Below are 17,676 nucleotides of genomic sequence, written 5' to 3'. Positions count from 1 at the left end.
TGGACTTATCGAAGCCGAGCCCCAGATAATGTCCGGCGTCCGCTATATAGTAGCCCGGCCGCGGGCATGACGGCGCAATAGGCGGCGGGAGAAAGTCCAAGATGGCCTCTGCAGCGGAACAACTGGCAGCCAATCTCAATTTCGGTGCGTTTGCCAAGGCTGACGAACTGAAGAAGCGCATCTGGTTCACCCTGGGTGCGCTGCTCGTTTATCGGCTCGGGACCTACATCCCGCTGCCCGGCATCGATCCCAATATCTGGGAGCAGGTGTTCCGCTCGCAGGCGGGCGGCATCCTCGGCATGTTCAACATGTTCGCCGGCGGCGGCATCCACCGCATGGCGATCTTCGCGCTGAACATCATGCCGTACATCTCGGCCTCGATCATCATCCAGCTCCTCACCACCGTCTCGCCGCAACTCGAGGCGCTGAAGAAGGAAGGCGAGTCCGGCCGCAAGCTGCTGAACCAGTACACCCGCTATCTCACGGTGATCCTGGCCGCGTTCCAGTCCTACGGCATCGCCGTGGGCCTCGAGGGTGCCGGCAACGTCGTCAGCGATCCCGGCATGTTCTTCCGCCTGTCGACCGCGATCACGCTGACGGGCGGCACCATGTTCCTGATGTGGCTGGGCGAGCAGATCACCTCGCGCGGCATCGGCAACGGTATCTCGCTGATCATCCTCGCCGGCATCGTCGCCGAGCTGCCCGCTGCGCTCGCCAACATGCTCGAGCTCGGCCGTCAGGGCGCGATGTCGACCGGACTGATCCTGGTCGTGATCGTCATGGCGGTCGCCGTGATCGCCTTCATCGTGTTCATGGAGCGCGCCCAGCGCCGCCTCCTGATCCAGTATCCGAAACGCCAGGTCGGCAACAAGATGTTCGAGGGCCAGTCCTCGCATCTGCCGCTCAAGCTCAACACCTCCGGCGTGATCCCGCCGATCTTCGCGTCCTCGCTGCTGCTGCTGCCGACCACGGTGGCGAACTTCAACGCGGGCAGTGGACCGGAGTGGTTCCAGTGGATCACCACCCAGCTCGGCCACGGCCGTCCGCTGTTCCTGATCATGTATCTGGCGCTGATCGTGTTCTTCGCCTTCTTCTACACCGCGATCGTGTTCAACCCGACCGAGACCGCGGACAATCTGAAGAAGCACGGCGGCTTCATTCCGGGCATCCGCCCGGGCGAGCGCACCGCGGAATACATCGACTACGTGCTCTCGCGCATCACCGTGCTGGGTGCGATTTATCTCGCCATCGTCTGCTTGATCCCGGAGATCCTGATCTCCTACGCCTCGGTGCCGTTCTACTTCGGCGGTACCTCGCTGCTGATCGTCGTCAGCGTCACCATGGATACGGTGGCTCAGGTGCAGGGCTATCTGCTGGCGCACCAGTATGAAGGCCTGATCCGCAAGTCGAAGCTGCGCGGCCGCCGCCGCTAGAGCTGCGGCGTCATAAGGCGGCGCGTTTCACGCCGCCGATTCGTCGCGCGAACAACGCGCGGCGCCTCGCGAAGGCGATCAATCAGCCGCTCGATCGCATCGGCAGAGCTGCTTTCACTGCAGCGCAATCACTGATTTCAAAGCCCTTCTTGGCGTCCACCCATCTGCTCCCCTATGATATGGGTAGCGGTGCAACGCCGATTATGGTTTGCACTGTTCTTGGACTTGGACTTGAACTTGGACTTCAAACACAGGTGCGCGACGTATCGCTCACCAATCCGGGGGGCGTACGCCGATGAGAATTATACTTCTGGGACCGCCGGGGTCGGGCAAGGGGACGCAGGCGCAGCTCCTGGTGCAGCGCCATGGCATCGTCCAGCTCTCGACCGGCGAGATGTTGCGCGCGGCCGTGGCGGCGGGGACGCCGGTCGGACTCAAGGCCAAGGAAATCATGGCCAGCGGCGCGCTGGTGCCTGACGAGGTGGTGGTCGGAATCATCTCCGACCGGATCGACCAGCCGGACGCCCAGAACGGTTTCATCCTCGACGGCTTCCCGCGCACCGTGCCGCAGGCCGAAGCGCTGGACGAGCTGCTGAAGGACAAGCGCCTCAAGCTCGACGCCGTGATCGAGCTCCGCGTCAACGAGAGTGCGCTCCTGAGCCGTGTCGAGACCCGCGTCGCCCAGATGCGGGAGCGCGGGGAGGAGATTCGTCCCGATGACACCCCGGAGGTCCTGACCAAGCGGTTAGCCAACTACCGCAGCCAGACGGAACCGCTGATTCACTACTATTCCGAGCGGCGGAAGCTTTCGACCATCGACGGTATGATGGCCATCGACGAGGTCACCCGCGCCATCGACCGCCAGCTCCAGGCGCTGGGGGCGGGCGAGGTCAAGATCCAGACCAAGGGGACGACCAAGAGCGCGGCCAAGAAAGCCCCAGCGAAGAAGGCCAAAGCGGCGAAGAAATCGGCCGAAAAGCCCGCGAAAGCCGCCAAAAAGGCCGCCAAATCGGCTAAAAGCGCCAAAAAGGCGGCCAAGAAGGCCGTGAAGGCTCCCAAGAGGGGGACCAAGAAGACCGTCAAGAAAGCGGCGAAGAAGGCTGCCAAAAAGATCGCCAAGAAGGCGGTCAAAAAGGGTGCCAAAAAGGCTGCAAAAAAGGTCACGAAAAAGCGAGCCAAACGCTAGCAGCGGTTGACGAAAGCCCCCGGAATCCCCTAATAAGCCCCGCATCCAAGTCGGATAGTTTCAGACGATGCCGGGCCCCAGGAAGACCGGGGGTGGGCGTCGTGTTCGCGTTTGTGAACACCTGCCCGAGAACACAAGCACTTAAAGCCCGGTCCTGACGAGGATCGGCAACAGGAGAGAAGGCCGTGGCCCGTATTGCCGGCGTGAACATTCCCACCAACAAGCGCGTGCTGATCGCGCTCCAGTACATCCATGGCATCGGTCAGAAGATCGCTGGTGAGATCCTGGAAAAGGTGAAGATCCCCGTGGATCGTCGCGTCAATCAGCTCAGCGATGCCGAAGTGCTGCAGATCCGCGAAGTGATCGACCGCGACTATCTCGTCGAGGGCGACCTGCGTCGCGAGGTCGGCATCAACATCAAGCGTCTGATGGACCTCGGCTGCTATCGCGGCCTGCGTCATCGTCGCGGTCTGCCGGTGCGCGGCCAGCGTACCCACACCAATGCGCGCACGCGCAAGGGTCCGGCAAAGGCCATCGCCGGCAAGAAGAAGTAAACTGGCGAATCGGGAGTGGCGAATGGCGAGTAGGGGGTCTCCCTATTCGCCATTCGCTACTCGCTATTCGCTTCCATAGGTGTAGCCGCTGGCATTACGGCGGCGTTTGAGATCTTCAGGAAAGGGACTCAATGGGCAAGGAAGCCACCCGCGTTCGCCGTCGCGAGCGCAAGAACATCGCCTCCGGCGTTGCGCACGTGAACTCGTCGTTCAACAACACGACCATCACCATCACCGACGCGCAGGGCAACACGATTGCCTGGTCCTCCGCCGGCACGATGGGCTTCAAGGGCTCGCGCAAGTCGACCCCGTACGCGGCGCAGGTTGCCGCCGAGGACGTGTCGAAGAAGGCGCAGGAGCACGGCATGCGCACGCTGGAAGTCGAAGTGGCCGGTCCCGGCTCGGGCCGCGAATCGGCGCTCCGCGCACTTCAGGCCGCCGGCTTCACCGTTACCTCGATCCGCGACGTGACCACGATTCCGCACAACGGTTGCCGTCCCCGCAAGCGTCGGCGCGTTTGATACCGAGTTGCGGGCGCATCGACGCCCGCAATGACTTTTGCAAGAAGCCGCAGGTGCGACCTGCGGCCTTTCTCCAACGCCAGTGTCTGCAATGGCAGTTCGACTGGCCTGTATGGGTGAAACAGTGACGATCCAGAAAAATTGGCAAGAACTGATTCGGCCGAACAAGCTCCAGGTCACGCCCGGCAGCGATTCTTCGCGTTTCGCGACCATCGTCGCCGAGCCGCTCGAGCGCGGCTTCGGCCAGACCCTCGGCAACGCGCTGCGCCGCATCCTGCTCTCCTCGCTCCAGGGCGCGGCGGTGCAGTCGGTGCACATCGACGGCGTGCTGCACGAGTTCTCCTCGATCGCGGGCGTCCGTGAGGACGTCACCGACATCGTGCTCAACATCAAGGACATCTCGATCAAGATGCAGGGCGAAGGCCCCAAGCGCATGGTCGTGAAGAAGCAGGGCCCCGGCGTCGTCACCGCCGGTGACATCCAGACCGTCGGCGACGTCGTCGTGCTGAACCCGGACCTGCAGATCTGCACCCTCGACGAGGGCGCCGAGATCCGCATGGAGTTCACGGTCTCGACCGGCAAGGGCTATGTGCCCGCCGAGCGCAACCGTCCCGAGGACGCGCCGATCGGCCTGATCCCGGTCGACAGCCTGTACTCACCGGTCCGCAAGGTCTCCTACAAGGTCGAGAACACCCGCGAGGGCCAGATCCTCGACTACGACAAGCTGACCATGACGATCGAGACCAACGGCGCGATCTCGCCGGATGACTCGGTGGCTTACGCCGCCCGCATCCTGCAGGACCAGCTCAACGTGTTCGTCAACTTCGAAGAGCCGCGCAAGGAAGTGGCCCAGGAAATCATCCCGGACCTCGCCTTCAACCCGGCCTTCCTCAAGAAGGTGGACGAGCTCGAGCTGTCGGTGCGTTCGGCCAACTGCCTGAAGAACGACAATATCGTCTACATCGGCGACCTCGTGCAGAAGAGCGAAGCGGAGATGCTCCGCACCCCGAACTTCGGCCGCAAGTCGCTGAACGAGATCAAGGAAGTGCTGGCCCAGATGGGTCTGCATCTCGGCATGGAAGTGCCGGGCTGGCCGCCGGAGAACATCGACGAGCTCGCCAAGCGCTTCGAGGATCACTACTGAGCGAATGGCGAGTAGGGAGTGGCGAATAGGGCAAGAACCGTTCGCTACTCACCAATCGCCACTCGCGACCTAGGGCGAACGCAGGAAGCCCACCTGAAAACCAGTCGCTGAACCACCGCGACAGAATCGAAAAAGGACTACTCACATGCGTCACGGCAAGGTTCATCGGAAGCTCAACCGCACGGCCGAGCATCGTCGCGCGATGTTCGCGAACATGTGCGCCGCGCTGATCAAGCACGAGCAGATCGTCACCACGTTGCCGAAGGCCAAGGAGCTTCGTCCGATCGTCGAGAAGCTCGTCACCCTCGGCAAGAAGGGCGGCCTCTCCATGCGTCGCCAGGCCATCTCCGAGATGCGCGACAAGGACCAGGTCAAGAAGCTGTTCGACGTGCTGGCGCCCCGCTACAAGGATCGCCAGGGCGGCTATACCCGCATCATCAAGGCCGGCTTCCGCTACGGCGACAACGCGGCGATGGCCGTGATCGAGTTCGTCGACCGCGACGTCGATGCCAAGGGCCAGGATTCCGGCCCGGTGCAGGAAAAGGAAGCCGAGGCGGCGTAAGCCGACCGGTCCTGAGACTTTCGAAAGCGGCGCCCTCGGGCGCCGCTTTTTTGTATGGCGCGGCGGTATCTCATGCAGCGCATCGTCTGGTGAACGCGATTCCGGTCGGGGGCTTTCGATGAGGATTGTGTTGGGGTTCGTGCTGGCGCTCGCGATGTCGCCGGTCTCCGGCGAGACGCTGATCGAGCGCGGCGCCTATCTCGTCGGCAGCGTGATGGTCTGCCATAACTGCCACACCCCGCGCGGGCCGCAGGGCCCGGACCTGTCGCGGGCGCTCTCGGGCGGCAGCCAGGTCTTCGATGAGACCCGCTTCAAGGTCTCCGCCTCCAACATCACGCCAGACAAGGACACCGGAATCGGCCGCTGGAGCGATGCCGAGCTGAAGCGGTTTCTGGTCAGCGGCATGAGGCCCGATGGCACCAGGGTGGCGCCGATCATGCCGACGGCGTTCTACGATGTGCTCACGGCGCGCGATCTCGACGCGCTCACTGTTTACCTGCGCTCGGTGCCGGCGGTAAGCCACGAAGTGCCGGCGCCGGAGTGCAGGATGGCGTCGAAGCCGGAGACGCCGACCTATGCCGGCAAGCAAGCCCGCGAGGCTGACCTCGGCGACACGCTGGCGCGCGGCCGCTACCTGCTGACCATTGCCCATTGCCTGGAGTGCCACACGCCGGAGGGAGCGTCCGCCGTGCATGATTTCGCGGGCGCAAGCGGCAAGGGCGGCCGCACCTTCAAGGGACCATGGGGCGAATCCGTCTCCGCCAACATCATCTCCGATCCCGCCGCCGGCCTCGGCCGGTGGAGCGACGACGAAATCAAACGTGCGATTACGCAAGGCGTCGCGCGCGACGGGCACAAGCTGAAGCCGCCGATGGCCTATGCTGCCTATGCCGGCATGACGGCGCAGGATCTCGATGCCATCGTCGCCTTTCTCAGAACGCTGCCGCCGCGGAGCTAACGCCTCACGCGTCGGTGAGGGACGATTGAAGCTGCATACGCAGTGCACGATATCTCCGTCAGCCTCAATGGAGATGATTCATGAAGATCGACCTTTCCGGAAAGACCGCCCTCGTGACCGGCTCGACCGCCGGCATCGGTCATGCCATCGCCAAGGGCCTGGCGGCCTCCGGCGCCAGCGTCATGATCAACGGCCGCGGCCAGGACAAGGTCGATGCGGCCGTGCGCAAGCTGGAAGGGGCGGGCGGGAAGGTCCGCGGCATCGCCGCCGACGTCTCCACCGCCGCGGGCTGCAAGGCGCTGGTTGCGGCGCTGCCCGAGGTCGACATCCTCATCAACAATGCCGGCATCTTCGAGCCCAAGGACTTCTTCGAGATTCCCGACGAGGACTGGAGCCGCTTCTTCGAGGTCAACGTCATGAGCGGCGTGCGGCTGGCGCGGGCCTACATGAAGGGCATGCTCGCGCGCGATTGGGGCCGCATCGTCTTCATCTCGTCGGAGTCCGGGCTCAACATCCCCGTCGAGATGATCCACTACGGCATGAGCAAGACGGCCCAGCTCGCGGTCGCGCGCGGTCTCGCGCAGCTCACCCGCGGCACCGGCGTCACTGTCAATTCCGTGCTGCCGGGCCCGACCATGTCGGAGGGCGTCGAGACTTTTGTGAAGGATCTCGCCAAGCAGAATGGTCAGTCCGTGGACGAGGCTGCCGCCAACTTCGTCAAGCAGCATCGCCCGAGCTCGCTGATCCAGCGCTTTGCCAGCGTCGACGAGATCGCGAACATGGTGGTCTATGTCGCGTCGAAGGAGGCCTCCGCCACCAACGGCGCGGCGCTGCGCGCGGAAGGCGGCATCGTCAACACCATAGCCTGAGGTGGCGCCCGTGCCCGCCTATGTCATTTCGGAGGTCGAGGCGCGCGACCCGGCCGCGATGGAGGCCTATCGTACGCTTGCGGCCGAGACGATCGCGCGATATGGCGGCAGCTATCTCGTCCGCGGGGGTGCTGCCGAAGTGATGGAGGGCGGCCCGCCGCCCAAGACCATGGTCATCGTGGAGTTTCCCTCGATGGCCCGCGCCCGTGAATGGTACGAATCGCCCGAATATGCCGAAGCGCTCAAGCTACGGGAGTCCGCATTGGAGCGGCGGCTCATCTTCGTCGAGGGTGTGGTTCCAGCCTAGCTGATCTCTCCACTTGCCGCTTCATTTCTGGGCCTAACGCGTTTACACGGGCCTCATGCTCTGGCCCCTGTCAACGCGCCATAAGCGCCTCTTCAGACTGACGTCCGCGCGATGGCAGCGGCAGGCGATCTTCCTGCTCGGCGGCATCGGGGTCGGCGCTGCGGCGGTGGCGCTGGCGCAACTCGCCGATCTGGCCCAGCATGCTTTCGCGCTGCTGCTGGCGAAGTCGCGCTACGCCGTGCTGGCGGTGACCCCGCTCGGCTTCATGCTGTCAGCCTATCTGACCATCCAGCTGTTTCCCAACGCGCAGGGCAGTGGCATTCCACAGGCGATCGCTGCACGCCATCTGACCGATCAGAGCGCGCGCGAAAGGCTCGTTTCACTCCGCGTCGCGGTCGGAAAGGTGATCCTCACCCTGTTCGGCCTGTTGTGTGGCGGCTCCGTCGGCCGGGAAGGGCCCACCGTACAGGTCGGCGCGTCCATCATGTTTGCGCTCGGCCGCGTCTCGCCGCGCCGCCAGCCGGGGTTGATCCTGGCCGGCGCCGCCGCAGGCGTTGCGGCAGCGTTCAACACGCCCTTGGCCGGCATCGTCTTCGGCATTGAGGAGATGAGCCGCGCATTCGAGACCCGCACCTCCAGCCTCATCATTGCGGCCGTGATCGCCGCCGGCCTGACCTCGCTGGCGCTGGCCGGCAATTATGCTTATTTCGGCAGCAGCGCGATGTCGCTGGCGCGTGGCACGGACTGGCTGGCCGTTCCGCTCTGCGGCGTGGTCGGCGGTCTCTCGGGCGGACTGTTCAGCCGCATCGTCATCGCGATGGCGCGCGGGTTCAAGCATCCGCTCGGCCGCGCGATCAAGGGCCATCCGCTCTGGTTTGCGTTCGCGTGCGGACTTGCCGTCGCGATCTGCGGCCTGGTGTCCGGCGATACGATCTACGGCACCGGCTATGACCAGGTGAAGGCGGCGCTGGAGCGCGGCTCGTCGTTGCCGCAGGATTTCGGCGTTCTCAAGCTCCTCGCGACGACCTTTGCGGCGATCAGCGGCATACCGGGCGGCATTTTTTCGCCGTCGCTGGCCGTCGGAGCCGGCATCGGCAGCAACATCGCCTCGTTTTTCCACGACGCGCCGCTCGGCGCGATCATGCTGCTCGGCATGGTCTCGTATTTCGCCGGCGTCGTGCAGGCGCCGATCACGGCGTTCGTGATCGTGACCGAGATGACAGACAACCATGGCATGGTCGTGCCGCTGATGGCGGCGGCGCTGATTGCGCACGTGACCTCGCGGATGATTTGCGAGGAAGGCATCTATCATGCACTGGCAAAGGGCTTTATCGAACGGGCGGCGCGTCCGCCTGACACGCCGCACGCTCCGAGCTGAAGCCTACCACCCCTCCAGCACGATCTTGCCACGCGACTTGCCGCTTTCGAGCAGCGCATGCGCGCGGTTGAGGTTGGCCGCGTTGATCGTGCCAAAGGTCTGGTCGAGCGTGGTGCGCAGCACGCCCTTGTCGATGAGGTCGGCGACGTCGTTGAGCAGATGATGCTGCGCGATCATGTCCGGTGTCTGGAACGATGAGCGCGTGAACATCGATTCCCAGTGCACCGAGATCGCCTTGCCCTTGAATGCGGCCATCGTGAACTCCGGCGGATCGTCGATCAGCCCGAACCGGCCCTGCGGCGCCATGAAGTCGGCAATGCTCTTGTAGTGCTGATCGGTGAAGGTGAGGCTGGCCACCAGCGCGACCGGCGGCAACTTGAGCTTCTCGATGTGCTCCTTCATCGGCTTGCCGTGATCGATCACCGCATGCGCGCCGAGGTCGAGGCACCATTTATGTGACTCCGGCCGCGTCGCGGTGGCCAGAACGGTGAGGCCGGTGAGGCGGCGGGCGAGCTGGATCAGGATCGAGCCGACGCCGCCGGCGCCGCCCGTGATCAGCAGCGTGCGCGGGTCCACGCTCTTGCCGGGGACAGCGCCGAGACGATCGAACAACAGCTCCCAGGCGGTGATGGAGGTGAGGGGAAGGGCGGCGGCTTGCGCGAACGACAGGCTCGTCGGCTTGTTGCCGACGATGCGCTCGTCAACCAGATGGAATTCGGCGTTGGTGCCCTGGCGCAGGATCGAGCCTGCGTAAAACACCTCATCGCCGGGCTTGAACAGTGAGACCTCGGGCCCGACGGCATCGACCACGCCGGCCGCGTCATAGCCCAGGATCTTGGTTTCGCCCTCGGGCGGCGCTGCGCGCTTGCGCACCTTGTAATCGACCGGATTGGCAGAGATCGCTTTCACGGCGACGCGGATGTCGCGCCCTTTGGGTTCGGGCTTCGCGGTTTCGAAATCGAACAGTGAATCCGCGTCCTCGATCGGAAGCGATTTCTTGTAGCCGACGGCCTTCATGGCTTGTCTCCATCTGATGGTGTGCTCGCCTGTGGCCCTAACTGTCGCTCTGGCTCCAATTTGGCAAGTACTGTAAATTCGGGGATATAGTCCCTGTTTGGATACTATTGGGAAAACACGCATGAAGCGCCGCAATTTCGCCCGCCGTCCCGGCTGCTCGGTCGAGGCGACGCTGGACCTGATCGACGGCAAGTGGAAGGGCGTGATCCTCTATCATCTGCAGAGCGGCACCCAGCGCTTCGGCGAATTGCGCCGCCGGATGCCCGGCATCACCCAGCGCATGTTGACGAAGCAGCTTCGCGCGCTGGAGGAGGACAAGCTCGTCATCCGCAAGGTCTACGCGGAGGTGCCACCGCGCGTGGAGTATTGCCTCTCCGAACTCGGCGAGAGCCTCAAGCCGGTAATCGACATCCTGAAGGCCTGGGGCGAGAGCCACCAGCAGCTTCTGTCCTGCGCGCCGGCACCGGTGGTGGTGAAGAAGAAGCGCGCAGCGTAAGTATCCGGGAGCGGACCCGGCCGCTCCCGGCGAGATCGTATCAGAACGCAAACTGCGTGCGCATCGCGACCGCGTCGAACTTCGAGCCGACATCGGCAGTCGAGATCGGCGAAGCCTGTCGCGATACCGTGCCGTGCAGATAGTCGAGCATGAAGCGGACATTGCCGTTGACGTACCAGTTCAGCGCGAGGGTGTAGACATTCTGCCGGCCGCCGGCGATGCCGGTCGCCGTTCCCAGCTGATTGTTGAGGTCGATCGTCGAGAAGCGTCCTGCGATCTCCCACGCGCCCCAGCCGCCGCCTTCGAGCGAGAACGGGTGGGCCGGCTTGACGCCGCCATAGGCCGCGTTCGCCGCGTTGTAGCTGCGCCCTTCGCCCGTCAGCACGTAGCCGGCCTGGGCGTAGCCGCCCTGGAATTTCAGGCTGGGTGCGCCGACCAGCGGGACGCCCGTGTTCGCGGTGCGGTCGACATTGTACCAGAAATACTCGCCTTGAACGATGAACGGCCCATAGGTCGCGGCCGCCTCGACGCTGTAGACCTGCGCGCCGGAGGCGTTGGCGATCGCGCCGGTCGAGATCAGGGTCGTTGGATCAAGCCGGAGTTCCGGGCGATCGCTGAGCGTCACCACCTGCGTGTTGGCGATGAGGTTGCGTGGCGGCTGGATCAGCCATTGCGCGTCGGCGCCAACGTGCACCGAGTAGTTCTTGCCGCTGACCGGATTGCCGGCAATGCGCGCAACGGCGCCATATTGCTCGCTCGTGCCCGCGGGGGCAGCGCTCGAAGCAGAGTGGATCGCGCCAGTCGACGGTCCGGTGACATAGCCGCCGATCCAGAGCTGGTCGTTGTACCAGCGTGTGCCGACAGCTGAACGGAAGTCGCCGGCGGCGATGTTGGTCGCGATTACGCCGGGTGAGGCACGCTCCATGAACATGATGTCGTTGGAACTGGTGGCCTCGTCCATGGTGTAGGGCAGGTCCATGATGCCCGCTTCGACCGCCATCCGTCCGCCGAACGGTTTCAGGCCGGTGTAGCTTAGATAGGCATTCTCGACGCCCGAGACGCCGCCGCCCGGCAGTGACCCCGGTGCAGCGCCGCCAAAACCGTCGGACGAGCCGCCGAAGTCGTAGACCAGCGCAAAGTTCCAGTCGTTGAAGAATTTGCCGGTGACGCCGATGCGGGCGCGACGGACGTTCTGGCCGCTGTCGAGCTTCTGCGGCACGGTAGCTGCTGTATTGGGGCGATAGTCGTAGCCGCCGACATCCCAGTGCACGCGACTGGTGATGGCGACGCAATTGGCCTGGTCGGCCGTGCAGATGGTCGGCCGGTTGTTCGGCATGGTCACGACAACGCCGGACGCGGGCGCCGGTCCCTTGACGGGGATGGCCGCATTCGCATTGGCCACCGCCGCCTTCGCCTCCGATCGAGCTTCGGCTTTGGCCTCGGCCTTCGCTTCGGCCCTGACCTTTGCCGCGGCCGCGGTGTTCGCGGCGGTCTGGCTCTGGAGCTTGTCGAGCTTCTGCTCCAGCATCTTCAACTGTTGCTTGAGCAGCGCGATCTCCTGCTCGCTGCTGCTCGCCGATTGGGCCTGGGCCTGCGAGGCCGCCAGTGCGCCGGCGAGGCCAATCGCCGTGGCTGCAATCCTTGTCTTGCTCACGTCATCACTCCCTCGTTGGACGAACTTCTCCAAGTCGCAAGCGGAGAGCCTAGGAACGGTCGATGACTGCCCCGCGACGGCGCGTGTCGATTGCGCGGTTCCCACTGATGCAATTTCGTCGCAACCGAATCCGCCGTGGGACAGAATGCAAGATGACGCGCGTCATGCCAATGCGGAAGGCCCGGCCAATTGCCGTTTTGCACGTTCCGCTTGCATGTCGGAGCCGCCGGATGGAGGCCGAATATTGCCGCTCGGCGCCCTTCTATTGGGGGGCGAACGCGCCTATATTCCGGCGTCTTTTCCAAGAGGTAGGAATGTTTCGATCGATCTCGGCCGCCGTCGTCACGGCTTTGTGCATAGCCTTTTCCGCTCAGATCAATCCGGCCGCGGCGCAGGACCGTCGGGTCCCGTCCTCGCCGGCCGAATTGCGGCTGTCCTATGCACCGATCGTGCAGCGGGTGCAGCCGGCCGTCGTCAACGTCTACGCCGCCAAGGTGGTGCAGAACCGCAACCCGCTGCTGGACGACCCGATCTTCCGCCGCTTCTTCGGGGTGCCCGGCCAGCAGCAGGAGCAGGTGCAGCGCTCGCTCGGCTCCGGTGTCATCGTTGATCCGTCCGGCCTCGTCGTCACCAACGTTCACGTCATCGAAGGCGCGGACCAAGTGAAGGTGTCGCTGTCGGACAAGCGCGAGTTCGAGGCCGAGATCGTGCTGAAGGATTCCCGTAGCGATCTTGCTGTGCTGCGCCTGAAGGATTCGAAAGAGAAGTTTCCGGCGCTCGAATTCACCAACTCCGACGAATTGCTGGTCGGTGACGTCGTGCTTGCGATCGGCAATCCCTTCGGCGTCGGCCAGACCGTGACCCACGGCATCATCTCGGCGCTGGCGCGCACGCAGGTCGGCATCACCGACTACCAGTTCTTCATCCAGACTGATGCGGCGATCAATCCCGGCAATTCCGGCGGCGCGCTGGTCGACATGAACGGCCGGCTCGCCGGCATCAACACCGCGATCTATTCGCGCTCCGGCGGCTCGCAGGGAATCGGCTTTGCGATTCCGTCCAACATGGTGCGCGTCGTCGTCGCCTCCGCCAAGAGCGGCGGCAAGGCGGTGAAGCGTCCCTGGCTCGGGGCGAAGTTGCAGGCGGTGACGCCGGAGATCGCCGAGAGCCTCGGCCTGCGCTCGCCGACCGGTGCGCTGGTCGCCAGCGTGGTGTCGAACGGCCCTGCGGCGAAGGCGGGGCTGAAATCCTCCGATCTCATCACCGGCATCGACGGCCAGGCCGTGGATGATCCCAATGCTTTCGATTATCGCTTCGCCACCCGTCCGCTCGGCGGCACCGCGCAGATCGACGTGCAGCGCAGCGGCAAGCCGCTGAAGCTGTCGGTGGCGCTGGAGGTCGCGCCCGATACCGGGCGCAACGAGCTCGTCGTCACTGCGCGCTCGCCGTTCCAGGGCGCGAAGGTCTCCACCATCACGCCGGCGGTGGCCGACGAGCTGCACCTTGATGCCGACACCGAAGGCGTCGTGATCACGGATCTCGGCGGCGACAGCGCGGCCGCCAATGTCGGCTTCCAGAAGGGCGACATCATCCTGGCCGTCAACAACCAGAAGATCAGCAAGACCGGCGACCTCGAGAAAGCCGCCGGCGAGCGTCCGAGGCTCTGGCGCATCACGCTGGTTCGTAACGGCCAGCAGATCAACGTCACGCTGGGCGGATGAGTCCGAAGCGACCACAGCCGACGCCAACCCTCTTCGCGGCGGCGGGGCTCGACCACGAGGCGCCGCATCCGCTGCCGGATCGCTTGCGCCCGCGCGCGCTGTCGGAGGTCGTCGGCCAGGATCACATTCTCGGTCCTGATGGTGCGCTGACGCGCATGCTGGAGACGCGCACGCTGGGCTCGCTGGTGTTCTGGGGACCGCCCGGCACCGGCAAGACCACGGTGGCGCGGCTGCTGGCGGACGCGACGGATCTGCATTTTGAGCAGATCTCCGCGGTGTTCTCCGGCGTTGCCGACCTGAAGAAGGCGTTCGATGCCGCGCGCGCCCGCCGCGAGATGGGCAAGGGCACGCTCCTGTTCGTCGACGAGGTGCACAGGTTCAACCGCGCCCAGCAGGATTCCTTTCTGCCCGTGATGGAAGACGGCACGGTGGTGATGGTCGGCGCCACCACGGAAAACCCGTCCTTCGAGCTCAATGCGGCGCTCTTGTCTCGCGCACGCGTGCTGGTGTTTCGCTCGCTCGACGCCGCCGCGATCGAAAAGCTGTTCGCGCATGCCGAGGAGGTCGAGGGCAGGAAGCTGCCGCTCGATGCGGAGGCGAGGGCGGTACTGGTGCGCATGGCCGATGGCGATGGTCGCGCCTCGTTGACGCTCGCCGAGGAAGTCTGGCGCTCGGCGCGGGCGGACGAGATCTTCAACGCCGCGCAGCTGCAGGACATCCTGCAGCGCCGCGCGCCGATCTACGACAAGTCGGCCGACGGCCATTACAATTTGATTTCGGCGCTGCATAAATCGGTGCGCGGCTCCGATCCCGATGCGGCGCTGTATTATCTCTGCCGCATGCTGGATGCCGGCGAGGACCCGCTGTTCCTGGCGCGCCGCGTCGTGCGCATGGCGGTCGAGGACATCGGGCTCGCCGATCCGCAAGCCCTTGTCATCGCCAATGCGGCGAAAGACGCCTTCGACTTCCTCGGCCATCCCGAGGGTGAGCTCGCGATCGCGCAGGCCGTCGTCTACCTCGCCACCGCGCCGAAATCGAATGCCGTCTACACTGCCTTCGGCACGGCAATGCAGGTGGCCAAGCAGGCCGGCTCGCTGCTGCCGCCGAAGCACATCCTCAATTCCCCGACCAAGCTGATGAAGTCCGAGGGCTACGGCGCAGCCTACGAATACGACCATGACGCCCCCGACGCCTTCTCGGGCCAGGACTACTTCCCGGAAGCCCTCGGCCGCCAGACCTTCTACGACCCGCCCGAGCGCGGCTTCGAGCGCGAGATCCGCAAGCGGCTGGATTACTGGGCCAAGCTGCGCAAGGAGCGGGGCGGGAAGTAGGTTCTGCGACGTCAAACGAGGGCTTGCATTTGCGTGTCAAAAATGACACATGAATGCGGGCGCATGATAGATCGCACGAAGAAGCTTCCCGCGAGATTTTACGTCAGCCCGGCAGGCCGAAATCCTGTTCGCGAGTGGATATTGGAATTGCCTGCGGAAGACCGTCGAACTGTCGGGAAGGATATCCAGAAAGTCGAATTCGGTTGGCCGATAGGACGTCCGCATTGTGCTCCGCTGGGAGATGGACTGTGGGAGGTCCGGAGTGATCTCGACAGCAACCGGATTGCGCGAGTGATTTTTTGTCTGGAAGGCGGCCAGATGATCCTGCTTCACGGCTTCCTCAAGAAGACGCAAAAGACGCCAAAGCAGGATATCGACCTTGCGCTGAAGCGCAGACGAGAGGTGACGTGATGGCGAAGAGAAAAGCGCATGTGAGCGCGGAAACGTTCGACGAATTTCTCGCTGAGCAAGGCATCCTCGGTGCCTGTGAAGAACGGGCCATCAAGGAACTCATTGCCGAGCAACTGACGGAAGCAATGAAGACGCAGGGAATTACAAAAACGGCGATGGCCGAACGTATGAAGACGAGCCGCCGTCAACTCGATCGCCTCCTCGATCCCGCGACACCTTCGGTGACGCTGGATACGCTACAGCGCGCCGCAAGCGCTGTCGGGCGTACCTTGCGGGTTGAGCTGGTATAATAAGACGAACGCTTGGAAAGACCGCATGAGCCGCCGCATCAAGAGAATGAACCCGAAGCCTCGGGACCGTGACGAGCGCAAGGAGTCGCGCCCGTTCAAGGCCCGGAGCGAGTCCAAGGCCGGGCCGCGCCCGGGCGGCAAACCCAGTGGGAAGCCCGGCAGCAAGCCGCCGCGCTTTTCGGGCGAGCGTGCCGAGCGGCGTCCGCCAAAGGCTGGTTTCGAAAAGAAGGCTGAATTCGGAAGGAAGGCTGAATTCGAAAGGGCCGCGCCCAAAGAGCCGGTCGAGCCGCTGCTGCCGACCAAGGTGCAGACGGTCAAGGTGACGGCCGACGAGAACAATATGCGCGTCGATCGTTTCCTCGAGGCGCGCTTTCCCGGCCTGTCGTTCTCCCACATCCAGCGTGTCGTCCGCAAAGGCGAGCTGCGCGTCGACGGCAAGCGCGTCGACAGCAAGGACCGGCTGGAGGAGGGCCAGAGCGTCCGCATTCCGCCGCTCAAGCTCGATGCGCCCAAGGTCGCCGGCGAGCTGTCGGAGGCTGAGCAGAAGACGCTCAAGGCGCTCAAGGAGATGACGATCTACGAGGATGACGACGTCCTCGTCCTCAACAAGCCGGCCGGCCTTGCCGTGCAGGGCGGCTCGGGCATGACGCGCCACATCGACCAGATGCTGGAAGTGATGCGCGATTCCAAGGGGCAGAAGCCGCGCCTCGTGCACCGCATCGACCGCGAGACCTCGGGCTGTCTCTTGATCGCCAAGACACGCTTTGCGGCGTCGCATCTGACCGGCGCGTTCCGCTCCCGCTCGGCGCGAAAGGTCTATTGGGCGCTGGTGCCGGGCCTGCCCAAGCCCAAGCAGGGTCGCATCTCGACCTTCCTCGCCAAGGAGGAGAGCGAGGACGACACCATCATGCGCATCGCCCAGCACGGCGACGAGGGCGCCAGCCACGCGGTGACCTATTACGCGATGGTCGAGACCGCCGGCAACAAGCTGACCTGGGTGTCGCTGAAGCCGGTGACGGGCCGCACCCACCAGCTCCGTGCCCACATGGCCCATATCGGCCATCCCATCGTGGGCGATCCCAAATATTTCAACATCGAGAACTGGCAGCTGCCGGGTGGCTTGCAGAACCGGCTGCATCTCCTGGCTCGCCGCATCGTCATCCCGCATCCGCGCGGCGGCGTGATCGACGCCACCGCGCCGCTGCCGCCGCACATGCAGCAGTCGTGGAATCTGCTCGGGCTGGATGCGAGCCGATTCGACCCGATCGAGAACGCGCCGGAAGAGTAAGTCGGTGCTCGCGGTCGGCCCCTTTCGGGCCTCCGCGGTACGGCACGGCCGTCCCGCGCCGCGGCTCCATTATTCCTGACGTTGAATGGATTTGACCCTGTCTCCGAAAGTTGTAAGCTGAGGTATATTTAAAGCGGGCGACATTTCGGACCGTGGCGACCTCGGTCTGGCAAATTGCGGGCAAGGGCCGCAAGTCCAGATGATGCACGTCGTATTTTGTGTGAGCGATATGGATCTTGCTGGGCTGGATATTTGGCCGCCCGAAGCCCTCGAGCGTTTGAGCGGCAGCTGGATTACGACGGCGGAGCAGGTGGTTGCCATCGCTGCCACGCAGGGAGGCATTTCTGCGCTCGCTGTGCAGACTGAGCTTCCCCGAGATATCGTTGAGCAGTTTGTCGATCGGACGCGCCAAGTGCTGCCGTCCTCACTTCGCGACAGGTTATCGCGGCCAGCCGATACATCGCAATTTGGGACCGGCGCGAACCGTCCCCCGGATGATTCCAAAGACTAGAATTGGTTCTACGCAGATCGATTAGCCCTCGACGAGGAGGTGTAA

General features: G+C 64.3%; 19 protein-coding genes. 17 read left to right on the top strand and 2 right to left on the bottom strand.

Annotation, left to right across the window (positions count from 1 at the left end; translation table 11 throughout):
* The first annotated feature begins 101 nt into the window (after window positions 1-101).
* From secY to Q0743_RS08705, 10 genes are all read left to right on the top strand, one after another.
* Complete coding sequence (secY, locus tag Q0743_RS08750) at window positions 102-1,433, top strand: preprotein translocase subunit SecY (RefSeq protein ID WP_100176995.1); 1,332 nt, start codon at window positions 102-104, stop codon at window positions 1,431-1,433.
* A gap of 295 nt (window positions 1,434-1,728) precedes the next feature.
* Window positions 1,729-2,619 (top strand): adenylate kinase, encoded by an 891-nt coding sequence (locus Q0743_RS08745; protein ID WP_298241154.1) that lies wholly within the window; start codon window positions 1,729-1,731, stop codon window positions 2,617-2,619.
* A 185-nt stretch (window positions 2,620-2,804) separates the two neighbouring features.
* Window positions 2,805-3,173, top strand: coding sequence for a 30S ribosomal protein S13 (gene rpsM, locus Q0743_RS08740; protein WP_008549231.1), 369 nt, complete (start codon window positions 2,805-2,807; stop codon window positions 3,171-3,173).
* A gap of 131 nt (window positions 3,174-3,304) precedes the next feature.
* A complete protein-coding gene (gene rpsK / locus Q0743_RS08735) occupies window positions 3,305-3,694 on the top strand; it encodes a 30S ribosomal protein S11 (RefSeq protein ID WP_007603045.1) in 390 nt (129 codons plus the stop codon).
* 112 nt (window positions 3,695-3,806) lie between these two features.
* On the top strand, window positions 3,807-4,838 hold the full coding sequence (locus Q0743_RS08730) for a DNA-directed RNA polymerase subunit alpha (RefSeq protein ID WP_063682762.1): 1,032 nt from the start codon (window positions 3,807-3,809) through the stop codon (window positions 4,836-4,838).
* 145 nt (window positions 4,839-4,983) lie between these two features.
* Entirely contained in the window at window positions 4,984-5,400 is a 417-nt protein-coding gene (rplQ, locus tag Q0743_RS08725; protein WP_014494513.1) for a 50S ribosomal protein L17, read from the top strand.
* 118 nt (window positions 5,401-5,518) lie between these two features.
* Window positions 5,519-6,358 (top strand): cytochrome c, encoded by an 840-nt coding sequence (locus Q0743_RS08720; RefSeq protein ID WP_298241153.1) that lies wholly within the window; start codon window positions 5,519-5,521, stop codon window positions 6,356-6,358.
* An 80-nt stretch (window positions 6,359-6,438) separates the two neighbouring features.
* On the top strand, window positions 6,439-7,227 hold the full coding sequence (locus Q0743_RS08715) for an SDR family NAD(P)-dependent oxidoreductase (protein ID WP_298241152.1): 789 nt from the start codon (window positions 6,439-6,441) through the stop codon (window positions 7,225-7,227).
* Window positions 7,228-7,237: 10 nt separating this feature from the next.
* Entirely contained in the window at window positions 7,238-7,534 is a 297-nt protein-coding gene (locus Q0743_RS08710; RefSeq protein WP_298241151.1) for a DUF1330 domain-containing protein, read from the top strand.
* Window positions 7,535-7,589: 55 nt separating this feature from the next.
* A complete protein-coding gene (locus Q0743_RS08705; protein WP_298241150.1) occupies window positions 7,590-8,912 on the top strand; it encodes a chloride channel protein in 1,323 nt (440 codons plus the stop codon).
* Window positions 8,913-8,915: 3 nt separating this feature from the next.
* Here the strand turns inward: Q0743_RS08705 and Q0743_RS08700 are convergent, their stop codons facing one another.
* A complete protein-coding gene (locus Q0743_RS08700) occupies window positions 8,916-9,929 on the bottom strand; it encodes a zinc-binding alcohol dehydrogenase family protein (RefSeq protein ID WP_298241149.1) in 1,014 nt (337 codons plus the stop codon).
* Window positions 9,930-10,050: 121 nt separating this feature from the next.
* Between Q0743_RS08700 and Q0743_RS08695 the strand changes: the two genes are divergently transcribed.
* Window positions 10,051-10,425, top strand: a complete 375-nt coding sequence (locus Q0743_RS08695; RefSeq protein ID WP_298241148.1) for a helix-turn-helix domain-containing protein — start codon at window positions 10,051-10,053, stop codon at window positions 10,423-10,425.
* 40 nt (window positions 10,426-10,465) lie between these two features.
* Here Q0743_RS08695 and Q0743_RS08690 read toward each other — a convergent pair whose 3' ends face one another.
* On the bottom strand, window positions 10,466-12,079 hold the full coding sequence (locus tag Q0743_RS08690) for an OprO/OprP family phosphate-selective porin (protein WP_298241147.1): 1,614 nt from the start codon (window positions 12,077-12,079) through the stop codon (window positions 10,466-10,468).
* 314 nt (window positions 12,080-12,393) lie between these two features.
* Here Q0743_RS08690 and Q0743_RS08685 point away from each other — a divergent pair, with 314 nt between their 5' ends.
* The 6 genes from Q0743_RS08685 (at window position 12,394) to Q0743_RS08660 (ending at window position 17,631) form a co-directional block, all read left to right on the top strand.
* The gene (locus tag Q0743_RS08685; RefSeq protein WP_298241146.1) at window positions 12,394-13,800 is read left to right on the top strand and encodes a DegQ family serine endoprotease; all 1,407 of its coding nucleotides are present in this window, start codon (window positions 12,394-12,396) and stop codon (window positions 13,798-13,800) included.
* Window positions 13,797-15,131: a replication-associated recombination protein A gene (locus Q0743_RS08680; RefSeq protein ID WP_298241145.1), complete on the top strand. Its 1,335-nt coding sequence runs from the start codon at window positions 13,797-13,799 to the stop codon at window positions 15,129-15,131. The genes Q0743_RS08685 and Q0743_RS08680 overlap by 4 nt, the downstream gene beginning before the upstream one ends.
* 63 nt (window positions 15,132-15,194) lie before the next feature.
* The gene (locus tag Q0743_RS08675) at window positions 15,195-15,542 is read left to right on the top strand and encodes a type II toxin-antitoxin system RelE/ParE family toxin (RefSeq protein ID WP_298241144.1); all 348 of its coding nucleotides are present in this window, start codon (window positions 15,195-15,197) and stop codon (window positions 15,540-15,542) included.
* On the top strand, window positions 15,542-15,832 hold the full coding sequence (locus Q0743_RS08670; RefSeq protein ID WP_298241143.1) for a helix-turn-helix domain-containing protein: 291 nt from the start codon (window positions 15,542-15,544) through the stop codon (window positions 15,830-15,832). Before Q0743_RS08675 ends, Q0743_RS08670 begins: the two co-directional genes overlap by 1 nt.
* Window positions 15,833-15,857: 25 nt before the next feature.
* The gene (locus Q0743_RS08665) at window positions 15,858-17,120 is read left to right on the top strand and encodes an RluA family pseudouridine synthase (protein WP_298241142.1); all 1,263 of its coding nucleotides are present in this window, start codon (window positions 15,858-15,860) and stop codon (window positions 17,118-17,120) included.
* 199 nt (window positions 17,121-17,319) lie between these two features.
* Window positions 17,320-17,631 (top strand): hypothetical protein, encoded by a 312-nt coding sequence (locus Q0743_RS08660; protein WP_298241141.1) that lies wholly within the window; start codon window positions 17,320-17,322, stop codon window positions 17,629-17,631.
* Window positions 17,632-17,676 lie beyond the last annotated feature (45 nt).

It is taken from the genome of uncultured Bradyrhizobium sp. (assembly GCF_936943645.1).
Lineage (GTDB): Bacteria > Pseudomonadota > Alphaproteobacteria > Rhizobiales > Xanthobacteraceae > Bradyrhizobium.
This window is presented reverse-complemented; position numbering and strand designations above follow the sequence as displayed.